General features: G+C 70.0%; 10 protein-coding genes. 6 read left to right on the top strand and 4 right to left on the bottom strand.

The window, feature by feature from the left end; translation table 11 throughout:
* Positions 1-36: 36 nt before the first annotated feature.
* Positions 37-3,372, top strand: a complete 3,336-nt coding sequence (locus B8460_RS04990) for an AsmA-like C-terminal region-containing protein (RefSeq protein WP_148360361.1) — start codon at positions 37-39, stop codon at positions 3,370-3,372.
* A 20-nt stretch (positions 3,373-3,392) separates the two neighbouring features.
* Positions 3,393-4,106: a haloacid dehalogenase type II gene (locus tag B8460_RS04985; RefSeq protein WP_048860475.1), complete on the top strand. Its 714-nt coding sequence runs from the start codon at positions 3,393-3,395 to the stop codon at positions 4,104-4,106.
* Here B8460_RS04985 and metF read toward each other — a convergent pair.
* Positions 4,083-5,051 (bottom strand): methylenetetrahydrofolate reductase [NAD(P)H], encoded by a 969-nt coding sequence (gene metF, locus B8460_RS04980; protein ID WP_048860474.1) that lies wholly within the window; start codon positions 5,049-5,051, stop codon positions 4,083-4,085. The two genes, B8460_RS04985 and metF, sit on opposite strands and share 24 nt — an antisense overlap.
* A 207-nt stretch (positions 5,052-5,258) precedes the next feature.
* Here metF and B8460_RS04975 point away from each other — a divergent pair, with 207 nt between their 5' ends.
* Entirely contained in the window at positions 5,259-6,071 is an 813-nt protein-coding gene (locus B8460_RS04975; RefSeq protein ID WP_084623249.1) for an MlaA family lipoprotein, read from the top strand.
* A gap of 87 nt (positions 6,072-6,158) precedes the next feature.
* On the top strand, positions 6,159-6,791 hold the full coding sequence (locus B8460_RS04970) for an MlaC/ttg2D family ABC transporter substrate-binding protein (RefSeq protein WP_052945130.1): 633 nt from the start codon (positions 6,159-6,161) through the stop codon (positions 6,789-6,791).
* Between the two features lie 97 nt (positions 6,792-6,888).
* On the opposite strand, the gene B8460_RS04965 is transcribed toward B8460_RS04970, so the two are convergent.
* Positions 6,889-7,428 (bottom strand): hypothetical protein, encoded by a 540-nt coding sequence (locus B8460_RS04965; protein ID WP_148360356.1) that lies wholly within the window; start codon positions 7,426-7,428, stop codon positions 6,889-6,891.
* Between the two features lie 381 nt (positions 7,429-7,809).
* On the opposite strand from B8460_RS04965, the gene B8460_RS04960 reads away from it, so the two are divergent.
* Both B8460_RS04960 and B8460_RS04955 read left to right on the top strand, forming a co-directional pair.
* A complete protein-coding gene (locus B8460_RS04960) occupies positions 7,810-9,312 on the top strand; it encodes a circularly permuted type 2 ATP-grasp protein (RefSeq protein ID WP_048860473.1) in 1,503 nt (500 codons plus the stop codon).
* A complete protein-coding gene (locus B8460_RS04955; protein ID WP_048860472.1) occupies positions 9,309-10,304 on the top strand; it encodes an alpha-E domain-containing protein in 996 nt (331 codons plus the stop codon). The genes B8460_RS04960 and B8460_RS04955 overlap by 4 nt, the downstream gene beginning before the upstream one ends.
* Before the next feature lie 13 nt (positions 10,305-10,317).
* Here B8460_RS04955 and dnaN read toward each other — a convergent pair whose 3' ends face one another.
* Together dnaN and dnaA are read right to left on the bottom strand one after the other, a co-directional pair.
* A complete protein-coding gene (gene dnaN, locus B8460_RS04950) occupies positions 10,318-11,442 on the bottom strand; it encodes a DNA polymerase III subunit beta (protein ID WP_048860471.1) in 1,125 nt (374 codons plus the stop codon).
* A 196-nt stretch (positions 11,443-11,638) separates the two neighbouring features.
* Positions 11,639-12,654 (bottom strand): chromosomal replication initiator protein DnaA (gene dnaA, locus B8460_RS04945; protein WP_048860470.1); only part of this gene is annotated, 1,016 nt, incomplete at its 5' end.

Here is a 12,654-nt window from a genome sequence, read left to right as displayed (position 1 = left end):
GGCGGGCGTCCTGATCCATCGCGCCGGAGGCTGCGCGTGAGCGAAGAGGCCGGTCAAGCGCCCGCTCTGCCCCCGCCGCCGGCGATTGTCTCCGCCGTGCCCGTGGCGGACCCGCCGCCGCGTGTGCCGGTCTGGCGCCACGGGCTGCGCATCGGCTGGCATGTCGGGAGCGGGATGGGCGGTCATGCGGGGCGCCTGTTGCACGGGCTCGGCGCGATGCTGCTCGCAAGCGTCATCATACTGTCCGCCGGCTTCGGCGGCATGGCGTGGCGGCTGTCGCGGGGGCCGCTGCAGAGCCCCCTGCTCGCCCGCTGGCTGGAGCACGTCGCCGACCGGGACGAACGGCCGATCCGTCTGCATGTCGGCAGCGCGTCGGTGCAATGGGCGGGCTTCACCCAGGGCGCCGGCAGCCCGCTCGTCATACGCCTCGGCCACGTCACCGCCAGCGACGCCAATGGCCGCTCCATCATGGACGTGCCGTCGGGCATGATTTCGCTCTCGCTCGGCGAGTTGCTGCTCGGCCGGCTGCGCCCGCGCGAGGTGCAGGTCGACCGCGCCCGCCTGACGCTGCAGCGCGGGCCGGACGGGACGCTGACGCTCGACCTCGGCGGCGTCACGCCGGAGACGTCCTCCGCCAATCCCGCGGACGCGCTGTTCACCGAACTGGCCCGGCCGCCTCAGGCCGGGCGGTGGGGCGGCCCGCTGCTGGAGAGGCCGCGCGGGCCGCCGCAGATGCGACGGCTGAACGAGCTGCGCCGTGTCCGCATCATCGACGCGCGCCTGACGCTCATCGACAAGCAGCTTGGCGTGACCTGGGAGGCGCCCTCGGCGACGATCGACCTCACCCGGGCGGCGCAGGGCGGCGTGAAGGGCTATGCGGCGGTCATGCTGGCGCTGGCCGACCAGCAGGCGAAGCTGACGGTGACGGCCGACCTGCTTCCCGGCGGCGCGCAGACGCATCTCACCGTGCGGCTTGCCGACGTGACGCCGGCGGCAATCCTGCGCAGCACGGGCGGCCGGCTGGCGGCGCTGGCCGCCCTCGACGCGCCGGTGACGCTGGCGGCCGAGGCGACGCTCGGTCCGCATCTCGGGCTGCGGACCGGGACGCTGGCCATCAACACCGGGGCCGGGCTGATCAGCCTGCCGCACGGCGATCTGCGCCTGCTGGGCGGTCACGGCGTGATCACCGCCTCGGGCGGGCAGTTCACGTTGCGCGGCGGCATGCTGCGCGTCGCGGCGCGCGAGACGGCGCAGCCCTCCGTGATCACCGCCGCCGGCACCGCGCGGCGCGAGGGCGACGGCTGGGGCGCGCAGCTCGCGCTCGGCGTCGACCGCGTCGCCTTCATCGACCTGCCGGTGCTCTGGCCGCACGGGGCGGGCGGTCCCGGCGCGCGCAGCTGGGTGACGGAGAACGTGACCTCCGGCGTCGCCCATGACGGGCACTTCACCGTTGCCCTGAAATCGGGGCCGGGGCTGAACGATATCGATCTCGTGGCCGCCGGCGGCAGCCTCGCGGCCGATGACATCACCGTGCACTGGCTGCGCCCGATCCCGCCGGTCGAACACGTCCGCGCGACGCTGGAGGTGCTCGATCCCGACCGCATACGGCTCACCTTCGTCGGGGGTCACGAACAGGCGCTGATCCCGGCCGATGCCGGGCGACCGGGCGGCGGCATCGCGCTGCGGGGCAGCACCATGGAGATCACGGGCGTTTCGCATCCGCATCAGGTCGGCGTGATTGACCTCGACCTCGCCGGCAGCCTCGGCGAGGCGGTGGCGCTGCTGTCGCAGCCGCGGCTGCACCTGCTGGCCGACCACCCGATCGGTGTCCACGATCCGCAGGGCGAGGCCGCGGTGACGATCCACGTGCGGGTCCCGCTCGAAACCAAGGTCTCGATCGACGACATCGCGCTGCGGATCGGCGCGCATCTGACGCAGGTGCGCCTGCCCGCCATCCTGACGGGGCACGACCTCGATCACGGCACGGCCGAGCTGACGGCCGATAATGTCGGGCTGCACGCCGAGGGGCAGGCACATCTCGCCGGCATTCCGGCACGGTTCACCGGCGCGCTCGACTTCCGCCCCGGCCCGCCCGGGGAGATCACGCAGCGCCTGACCGCATCCGCCCGGCCGACGGGGGCGCAGCTCGCGGCGGCGGGCCTCGACGTCAAGACGGTCATGACCGGCCCGGTGGGGCTGCGCGCGACCTATGCGGCGCAGCGCGACGGGGCCGCGGAGCTGACGATCGACGCCGACCTGACCGAGGCGGCGATGAAGGCGACGTTCCTGGAATGGTCCAAGGCCGCGGGCCGGCCGGCGAAAGCGTCGCTGCGTGCCCGGCTCACGCACGACCGGCTGGCCGGCATCGACCGCCTGTCGCTGGAGGGCGACGGACTGTCCGTACACGGGACCGCCAGCTATGCGCCGGGCGGGGCTTCCGTGCTGCGACTCGACCACATCGTGATCGGGGCCACGGACGGACGCGGCACCATCCGGTTTCCCGGGCGGCCGGGGGGGCCGATCCGCGCCGACATCGACGGCAGCCAGATCGACCTCTCCGCGCGCTTCAGCCATGCCGGCGCCACGCCCCCGGCCAACAGTGCGCCGGGCCCGGCCTATGTCGTCGACGCCCGCTTCGCCCGCGCGCTGATGGGCCGCGGCCAGTCGGTGACGGGGGTCGCGGTGCATGCCGAGAGCGATGGGCGCACCCTCGACCGCGTCCGACTGGACGGCGCGACCGTGCCCAACGGCGCGTTCCACCTCGACATCGCGCCCGACCCCGGCGGCCGGCGGCTGACGGTCACGGCGGCGAATGCCGGACAGCTTCTCCGCGCCCTCGACGTCTTCCAGACGATGGACGGGGGCGCCCTGTCGATCAACGGCCGCTTCGCCGACCGTGTGCCGGCGCACCCGCTCGCCGGGGCCGCCACGATCCGCGACTTCCGTATCCGGAACACCCCCTTCATGGCCAAGCTGCTGCAGGGGATGACGCTGTATGGCCTGCTCGACATGCTGAACGGCCCGGGGCTGGGCTTCACGAGGCTGGAGGCGCCGTTCACGCTGGCGGGCGATCACCTCGCGCTGGGCGGCAGCCGGATCTACAACGCGGCGCTCGGGATGACGGCGACAGGCAGCATCATGCTCGGCAGCGACGTCGCGGACCTCCAGGGCACGATCGTGCCGGCGTATTTCTTCAACTCGCTGCTCGGCCGCGTGCCGCTGGTCGGCAAGCTGTTCAGCCCCGAGCGCGGCGGCGGCCTGTTTGCCGCCGACTTTACCGTCAAGGGCAAGCTTGCGGACCCGGCGGTTTCGGTGAACCCGCTCAGCGTGCTGACCCCTGGCTATCTGCGCCGGCTGTTCGGCATGTTCTGATCCAACGACGGAGGGACGTCATGCGACGCGCGGCACCGAAAGCGATCCTGTTCGACACGTTCGGCACGGTGGTGGACTGGCGCGGCAGCCTGATCGCCGAATTGTCCGACCACGGCGCCCGGCACGGCATCACCGCCGACTGGGCAGGCCTGGTCGATGCCTGGCGGGCGGCCTATGCGCCGTCGATGAACCGCGTGCGCCGGGGCGAACTGCCCTGGACGCTGCTCGACGATTTGCACCGGGCCAGCCTCGACGCGCTGTGCGGTCGCTTCGGCCTCGACGCGCTGGACGACGCGACGCGGCACTGGATGACGATGGGCTGGCACCGGCTGCATCCATGGCCCGACTCCGTCCCGGGTCTGCGCCGGCTGCATGCGGTCGCGACGCTCGGGCCGCTGTCGAACGGCAATGTCTCGCTGCTGGTCGATCTGGCGCGCTTCGGCGGCCTGCCCTGGGACATGGTGTTCGGCAGCGACCTGTTCGGCCACTACAAGCCGGACCCCGAGACCTATCTCGGCGCCTGCCGGCTGCTGGGCTTGCCGCCGGGCGAGGTGATGATGGCGGCGGCCCATAACGGCGACCTGCGCGCGGCCCGCGCGCTCGGGCTGCAAACCGGCTTCATCCTGCGGCCGACCGAGTACGGGCCGGCGCAGACCACCGACCTCGCACCGGATCAGGACTGGGACGTGATCGTGAACTCCATCGAGGAGCTAGCCGGGGCCCTCGGCGCCTGAGGCCGCGTCCGCCGCCGGCCGGACGCCGAGGATGCGGGCGATCGCGTAGGTCAGGTCCGGCCGGTTGAGCGTGTAGAAGTGGAACTCGTCCACGCCGTTGGCCTGGAGCAGGCGCACCTGTTCGGCGGCGATCACCGCGCCCACCATGCGGCGCGTCTCGATGTCGTCATCCAGCCCCTCGAACAGCCGGCCGATCCAGTCCGGCATGCTGGCGCCGCACATGGCGGAGAACCGCGCGGCCTGCGCGTAGTTCGACACGGGCATGATGCCGGGCACGATCGGCGCCGTGATCCCGGCGGCGAGGCAGCGATCGAGGAAGCGGAGATAGACGCCCGTATCGAAGAAATACTGGGTGATCGCCCGCGTCGCCCCGGCATCGAGCTTGCGCTTGAGGTTGTCGAGATCGGCATCTTGGCCGGCCGCCTGCGGATGCGTCTCCGGATAGGCCGCGACCGACAGCTCGAAATCGGCAACACGGCGCAGGCCGGCGACGAGGTCTGCGGCATACGCATACCCGTTGGGATGCGGCACATATGCCTGTCCCGCCGGCGGATCGCCGCGCAGTGCCACGATGTGCCGCACCCCCGCGTCCCAGTAGCGCCGCGCCACCTCGTCGATCTCGCCGCGCGCCGCGCCGACGCAGGTAAGGTGCGCGGCGGGGGTCAGGCTGGTCTCCGACACCAGCCGGGCGACGGTCGCGTGGGTGCGGGCCTGGGTTGTGCCGCCCGCGCCATAGGTGACGGACACGAAGCGCGGCCGCAGCCCCTCGAGCCGGCGGATGCAGGCCCAGAGCTGCGCCTCCAGCGCGTCGGTCCGGGGCGGAAAGAACTCAAAGGACAGCAGCGGCGGCGACAGGTCGCCCCGCGGCATCGGGATCGCACTGACGCGCGGGCTGGTCAGCCACCGGTCGAGGGTGCCGCGCGCGTCGGTAGCAGCGTGATTCATGCAACACTCCGCAGACAACCGGCTGCCCGGGGGCGCCGGCTCCCCCACAAGACCGGGCAGCCACGCACCTTGTCAATCAGGCACAACGTTGCACCCGACGTCTCTCATGTTAGACACCTGATCCGACTTTCGTTCCGCGTCCATACCCGCCGGTGGCCTGACCGGCCGGGGTCTCGTCCCACTCACTCAGACGCCTGAGGCATGCCCATGCGCCACCCGGTTTCCACCCTGCTGCTGCTCGGCAGTCTGGCCGGCCCGCTTCTGGGCCTGCTCGCCGGCTGCGCGACGCCGCCGCCGGCGTCGGACCCCGACGCGTTGGCGGACTACAAGGCGACCGACGACCCGCTGGAGCCCACCAACCGGGTTTTCTACAAGATCAACAACGGCCTCGACACCTATCTGCTGCGCCCGCTCGCCCTCGGCTACCGGGACGTGGTGCCGCGGCCGGTGCGCAACGGCGTCCACAACGTCCTGGTCAATCTCAGCACGCCCGTCACGCTCACCAACGACATGCTGGAGGGGAAGCCGCGTCGCGCCGGCGACACCACGATGCGGTTCCTCATCAATACCACGCTGGGCGGCCTGGGCATCTTCGACGTGGCGACCGGCATGGGGTATGCCGCGCATGATGCGGATTTCGGCATCTCCATGGCCCTGTGGGGCGTGCCGAGCGGACCGTTCCTGTTTCTCCCCATCCTGGGGCCGAGCAATCCGCGCGACGCGATCGGCTTCGGCGTCGACAACGGGCTTCTCGACCCGTTTAACTGGCTGGGCCAGGGGACGGTGGTCCTGGTGCTGACCTGGAGCCGTTTCCCGATCTCCGCGATCGACACGCGGTCACGGCTGCTGGACGAAATCGATCAGATTAAAAAGACGGCGCTCGACCCCTATGCAACCTTCCGGTCGCTCTATCGTCAGCACAGGGCGTCGCAGATCGAGACGGTGCGCAACGACAACCGCGCGACCGTCCCGGTCTGGTTCCCGCAGCCCGCCCACCCGGCGGACGACGCCGGCCACTAGGATGGGCGCACCTGCGTCGGCGGGGCAGGGCTTGATGCGGCGCCCGTCAACCGTTTACGTGCCGACATTGTGAAGCGAGATACAGCCATGATCGCACGACGCACGCTCCTGACGACGACGCTGCACTGGGCCGGCGCCTCTGCCGTGCTCCTGGTGCTGCCGGCGCCGCTGCGCCGGGCCTGGGCCATGCCGAGCGGACAGGAGGCCACCGCCTTCGTGCGCCAGACCGCCCAGCGCCTGACCGCCGTCGTCAACGGCAGCATGTCGATCGCCGAGAAACGCCGGGCCATGGCGCAGATCATCGACAGCGCCGTGGACGTGGACGGGGTCGGCACCTTCTGCCTTGGCCGGTTCTGGCGCGCGGCGACGCCGGACCAGCAGAAAGCCTATCTCGGCCTGTTCCACGAGGTGCTGGTGACCAGCATCACCGGCCATCTCGGCGAGTATTCCGGCGTGAAGGTCACGGTGGGCCGCGCCACCCCGTCGGGCGACACGCAGCATGTCGCCTCCGTCGTCGAACGTCCGAACAACGCCCCGGCGGACGTGGAGTGGGTGATTTCCGACACCTCCGGGAGCCCGAAGATCGTCGACGTGATCGCGGAGGGCACCAGCCTGCGGCTGACGCAGCGGAGCGATTATGCCTCGTTCCTGTCGCAGCACGGCAACAACGTGGCGGCGCTGATCAGCGCGATGCGCCAGCAGGTCGCGCAGAACGGCTGACGCGCCGGCCCGCCGGCAGCACCGCCTGCGTCGGCCGCGAACATGAAAAGGGCGCCTCGCGGCGCCCTTTTCTGCAACCCGCGTCGCCGGGTGGCGATCAGTGCTGATGCGTCTTCATCGAGACCTTGCGCACCCGGGCGCGACGCGGACCGCGCTCCACCGGGCCGCGGGTATCGCTGCAGGTCGTCAGCGTCGCCGGCTGCACGAACGCCTTGCTGCCCGCATAGCTGACGATGTCGGCGCTTTTGGGCAGCGCCAGCACCTCGTCGAACAGGCCGATATTCTCGCGGCAGAACAACGTGCCCTGCTTGATCCCGGTCTCGGACTGCACGTTGGCCAGCAGCGTGATGTAGTCGTCATGCTCCTTCTGGGCGCGGCGGCCGTAGGCGCGGTGGAAATAGGAGTCGAGGTTGTGCTCCTGCGCGCGCAGCGTCGGCTGATAGCGGGCGACGAAGTCGTTGTATTTGTCGCGCACGTCGCAGGTCAGCGCGACCACCATCAGCTCGCTTTTCATGCCGGCGACGTCGAACGCCGATTTGTCCATCGGACGGGCACATTCCGCCTGCGCCAGCGGAGCCGCCAGCAATTGACCGGCGGCGAGGCTGGCGACCATTAAACGGAACAGGGACTGACGCATGCGGGGCTCCTACGCGGGCTCCAGGCGGTTGAACGCGGCGCCCGGAATGACCGGGCCGGACATGATGCAGAGCCTCAACTAACACCGCTACAAGCTGGATTTGCAACAGTTATCTGCCTCGGCTCTCGGCACCGGTCTCGCTATCGGCAGCCCGGCGGGGCTGGACAGTAGCGACTCGCCGCACGACGGCAAAGCACGGCCGTCCGACGTCCTGCCGCCCCCGTTTTGGCCCGACCATTGCTAATAAACCCGGTGGATACGACAAGACGGTTACGATGACATCGGCGTGACGAGACTGCGAGGACGGCAACCAGGACCCGGCGCGCGGGCGGCTGCCCGGCCGGCGCCCGCCGGCGGGCGCGAACCGACGGAAGAACAGGCATGACGGCTGCCGACCCCGATCCCTTTGCCGGCTACGAGCAAGGCCCGTATTTTTGCGAGTTGCAGGCCGGGCGGGCGGGCGATTGCGGCACGATCGCCGCGGTGCGCGGCCGCATCGCCGAAATCGGCCTCGCCGCGCTGCGCGAACGCGCCGCGGCGGCGGAGACCGACCTCATCAATCTCGGCGTGACCTTCACCGTCTACAGCCAGGCCAGCGCGATCGACCGCATCCTGCCGTTCGATTGCGTGCCGCGAATCATCACGGCGCCCGAATGGCGCACGCTGGAAAGCGGCGTGAAGCAGCGCGTGGCGGCGCTGAACGCGTTCCTCTACGACATCTATCACGACCGGAAGATCCTGCGCGACGGCGTCATCCCGGCGGAGCTCGTGCTCGGCAACGCCAACTACCGTCCGGAAATGGAGGGGTTCGCCGTTCCTTTCGGCACCTATGTCCATATCTGCGGCATCGACATCGTGCGCGACGAGGCCGGCGGCTTCCGCGTGCTCGAGGACAATGCCCGCACGCCGTCCGGCGTGTCCTATGTCGTCGAGAACCGGCATCTGATGTATCGCGCCTTCCCCGACCTGATGGCGGGGATGCGGCTGCGGCCCGTCGACGATTACGGCCGCCGCCTGCGCGCCGCGCTGACCGAGATCGCGCCGGAGAGCGTGCCCGACCCGCAGGTCGTGCTGCTGTCCCCCGGTATCTACAATTCCGCCTACTTCGAGCATGTCTTCCTCGCGCGCGAGATGGGCGTCCCGCTCGTCGAGGGCGCCGATCTGTTCGTCGAGGACGACCGCGTCTTCATGCGCACGATCGCAGGACGCTGGCCGGTGCATTCGATCTACCGCCGCATCGGCGATGATTTCCTCGATCCGACCGTCTTCCGCCCCGACAGCCTGCTCGGTGTCCCGGGCCTCGTCGGGGCATGGCGGCGCGGCAACGTGGCGCTGGCCAATGCCGTCGGCACGGGCGTCGCGGACGACAAGGCGATCTATGCCTACATGCCGCGCATCATCCGCTACTACCTCGATCAGGACCCGATCCTGCCGAACGTGGAGACGCATATCTGCCGCGAGCCGAACGGGCTCGCCTACACGCTCGACCGTCTCGACCAGCTCGTCGTCAAGCCGGTGGGCGAGTCCGGCGGCTATGGCATCACCATCGGCCCGCGCGCCAGCCGCGCGGAGCTGGAGGCGGCGCGGGCGGCGCTGCTCGCCGATCCGGCGAACTGGATCAGCCAGCCGGTGATCGGCCTGTCCGTCGCGCCCACGCTGGTGGATGACGGGCTGCGGCCGCGCCATCTGGACCTGCGGCCGTTCGCGGTGACGGGACGCGAGACATGGGTGCTGCCGGGCGGCCTGACGCGGGTCGCGATGCGCGAGGGCAGCCTGGTGGTGAACTCGTCGCAGGGCGGCGGGTCCAAGGACACCTGGGTGCTCGACACCGAGCCGGAGGCGCACGACGTGGCACCTGCGCTGACCGGCGGAGCGTCGCCATGAGCACGCAGACGCCGCTGCTCGCGCGCTATGCCGAAGGCCTGTTCTGGATGGCACGCTACATGGAGCGCGTCGAGAACATCGCGCGCCTGATCGACGTCACCCAGGGGTTCGAGATGCCGTCGCAGGCGGCGGAGTCCTGGTACGCGCTCATCCGCATCAACGCCGACGAGGAGGGATTCGCCGACCGCGGCTATGAACGCGACGCCGCCTCGGTCAAACGCTTCTACCTCACCGACGCGGACAACCCGACCAGCGTGCCGGCGGCGATCGCGGCGGCGCGGCTGAACGCGCGCACGCTACGCCCGGTCATCAGCACCGAGATGTGGATGCAGCTCAACATGTTGCATCGCGAGCTGCTGCATATCCCGCCGGCGAGCCTGTCGGGCGACCAGCTGTCGCGCCTGTGCGCGCGCATCAAACAGGGCGTGCAGGAACATACCGGCATCACCGAGGGGACGTTCTTCCGCGACGAGGGCTGGTTCTTCTACCAGCTCGGCCGCTCGATCGAACGCGCCGACCAGACGACGCGGCTGCTCGACATCCAGTATCACCTGCTGGTGCCGTACGGCCCGGAGGAACGGCGGGTCACGGAGATGACGCAATGGGGCGGCGTGCTGCGCGCCGCCGCCGGGCATCACGCCTTCCGCCGCGTCGCCCCGCCCGGCTTCTCGCCCGCGGACGTGGTGCGGTTCCTGCTGACGGACACGTCCTTCCCGCGCAGCGTGCTGCTATGCGTCTCGCAGATCGAATGGCAGATCGCGACGCTGCGCAGCCGCTATGGGCTGCGCGGCACCGTGCCGGCCCTGGAACGCATCGAGGAGCTGCGCGCGGCGCTGGCGGCGCGCTCGGTCGAGGCGGTGGTGGAGGCCGGGCTGCACCAGTTTCTGGACGCGCTGCAGAGCGATTTCATCCTGCTCGCGAGCGAGATCGGCACCGCGTTCTTCCGCGACTGGCGCCCGCTGGCGCAGACGCAGGAGCAGACGCAGACCTGAGCGGCGCCGCGGGCTAGACCCGCATGGGCATCAGCACGTACAGCGCCGACGGATCGGCCACGTCGCACACCACCGTGGGCGCGGCGCCGTCGGAGAAGCGGAACTCGATCTTGTCGCCGATCTGGTCGGTGATGTCGTTGAGATAGCGGGCCTGGAACCCGATCTCGAGCGGCGCGGCGCTGTAGCTGACGTCCTCGGAATCCAGCTCCTCGGTGGCGGTGCCGAGCTCCGGGCTGGTGGCCAGCAGGGCCAGCTGATCCGGGCCCAGCGACAGCTTCACCGGACGCGACCGCTCGCTGCTGATGGCGGCGACGCGGCCCACCGCCTCGGCGAACTTCTTGGCGCCGACGCGCAGGATCTTGTCGTTGTCGCGGGGGATGACGCGCTCGTATTCCGGGAAGGTGCCGTCGATCAGCTTGCTGGTCAGCGTCACCGTGCCGATGCGGAACTTGATGCGGGTATCGGACAGCTCGACATCGACCGCGTCGGAGGTCTCGTCGAGCAGCTTGCGCAGCTCGCCCACCGTCTTGCGCGGCACGATGACGCCCGGCATCGCGGCGGCACCCTCCGGCAGCGGCTCCTCCACCCGCGCGAGGCGGTGGCCGTCGGTCGCGACGGCGCGCAGCACCTTCGCGCCGCCGGATTCCGTGGCGTGCAGATAGATGCCGTTGAGGTAGTAGCGCGTCTCTTCCGTGCTGATCGCGAAACGGGTGCGGTCAATCAGGCCGCGAAGGGTCACCGCGGGCAGGGAGAAGCGGTGCGGCAGGGTGCCGGCCGTCATGCTGGGAAAGTCCTCGACCGGCAGCACGACCAGCTTCGTCGCATACCGCCCGGCGCGCAGGGCAAGCTGCGCGTCGCCGCCCGGGTGGTCGAACTCGACCTCGGCATTGTCCGGCAGCTTGCGGACGATCTCGTACAGGGTCGAGGCCGGGGCGGTGCAGGCGCCGTTGCGGGTCGTGCTGGCCGCCACGTCCTCGACGATGGCGATTTCCATGTCGGTCGCGGTCAGTGTCAGCTTGCCGCTTTCGACCCGCAGCATCACGTTGGCAAGGATGGGGATCGTATTGCGACGCTCCACCACGCTCTGGACGTGCGCCAGCGCCTTCAGCAGCGTTGCACGATCGGCCTTGAGCTTCATGTCCTGATCCCCGGGAGCGCGCGGCCGTGGGCCGGCCATGGGCCGACTCCGCCGCGTATCGGCCCCGACTCTAGCAAGGGACCGCCACGGCGCAAGGATTAGGGCAGAACCGGCATGCCGCGCCATATCCCGGCGCCAGAAAGCGGGCGAAAAGGCGCCCGCCGGCCGTCACTGACGGGCGCGGCGCGGGCCCGCGTCAGCGTTCCAGCAAACGCCGCAGCAATTCCACGTCCTCGGCGAAGCCGGGGTCCTCGGTCATCAGCTCGCCCACGCGGGAGATCGCGTGCATGACCGTCGTGTGGTCGCGGTTGCCGAATTTCCGGCCGATTTCCGGCAACGAGCGCTGGGTGAGATGCTTGGCGAGATACATGGCCACCTGGCGCGGCCGCGCGACGTTGCGCGCGCGCCGGGCGCTCGTCATGTCGGTCAGGCGGATGTTCCAGTGCTCGGCGACCCGGCGCTGGATCTCCTCGATCGTGATGCGCCGGTCGTGGGACTTCAGCAGGTCGTGCAGGACCTCCTGCGTGCTCTCCAGCGTGATCGGCCGGTTGAACAGGTTGGCGTGCGCGATCAGCCGGTTGAGCGCGCCTTCCAGCTCGCGAACATTGCTGTTGATCTTGTTGGCGAGGAACTCCAGCACCTTGGGCGGCACCTCGGTCGCGGCGCGCGCGGCCTTGGCTTCCAGAATCGAGATGCGCAGCTCGAACGTCGTCGCGTGCAGGTCGGCGACCATGCCGCAGCCGAGCCGCGTGCGCAGCCGGTCCTCGAGCCCGTTCAGGTCGCTCGGCGACTTGTCGGCGGAGACCACGATCTGCTTGCCGGCATCGATCAGCGCGTTGAACGTATGGAAGAACTCTTCCTGCGTGTTGTCCTTGCCGATCAGGAACTGCAGGTCGTCGATCATCAGCAGGTCGACGCTGCGCAGCTGTTCCTTGAACTCCATCGTGGACTGCCGGCGGATCGCCGCGATGAAGCGGTACATGAACTTCTCGGCCGACATATAGGCGACCGACACGCTGCTGCGGACATTCGCGAGGTCCCAGGCGATGGCGTGCATCAGATGCGTCTTGCCGAGGCCAACGCCGCCATACAGAAACAGCGGGTTGAAGCCGGGCATCGCCGGCCGCTCCGCCACGCGCCGCGCGCAGGCATGGGCGAATTCGTTCGGCTTGCCCACGATGAAGCTGTCGAAGGTAAAGCGCGGATCGAGCG

The sequence above is a fragment of the Acidisphaera rubrifaciens HS-AP3 genome (genome assembly GCF_000964365.1).
In the GTDB taxonomy this organism is placed as follows: domain Bacteria; phylum Pseudomonadota; class Alphaproteobacteria; order Acetobacterales; family Acetobacteraceae; genus Acidisphaera; species Acidisphaera rubrifaciens.
Note: the sequence above shows the minus strand (reverse complement) of the source record. Positions and strands in the feature narration are given on the sequence as shown.

Excerpts from the sequence above, each read along its gene's own strand:
- B8460_RS04985 (WP_048860475.1), top strand. The coding sequence starts at position 3,393 with ATGCGACGCGCGGCACCGAAAGCGATCCTGTTCGACACGTTCGGCACG.
- metF (WP_048860474.1), bottom strand. The coding sequence starts at position 5,051 with ATGAATCACGCTGCTACCGACGCGCGCGGCACCCTCGACCGGTGGCTG.
- B8460_RS04975 (WP_084623249.1), top strand. The coding sequence starts at position 5,259 with ATGCGCCACCCGGTTTCCACCCTGCTGCTGCTCGGCAGTCTGGCCGGC.
- B8460_RS04970 (WP_052945130.1), top strand. The coding sequence starts at position 6,159 with ATGATCGCACGACGCACGCTCCTGACGACGACGCTGCACTGGGCCGGC.
- B8460_RS04965 (WP_148360356.1), bottom strand. The coding sequence starts at position 7,428 with ATGCGTCAGTCCCTGTTCCGTTTAATGGTCGCCAGCCTCGCCGCCGGT.
- B8460_RS04960 (WP_048860473.1), top strand. The coding sequence starts at position 7,810 with ATGACGGCTGCCGACCCCGATCCCTTTGCCGGCTACGAGCAAGGCCCG.
- B8460_RS04955 (WP_048860472.1), top strand. The coding sequence starts at position 9,309 with ATGAGCACGCAGACGCCGCTGCTCGCGCGCTATGCCGAAGGCCTGTTC.
- dnaN (WP_048860471.1), bottom strand. The coding sequence starts at position 11,442 with ATGAAGCTCAAGGCCGATCGTGCAACGCTGCTGAAGGCGCTGGCGCAC.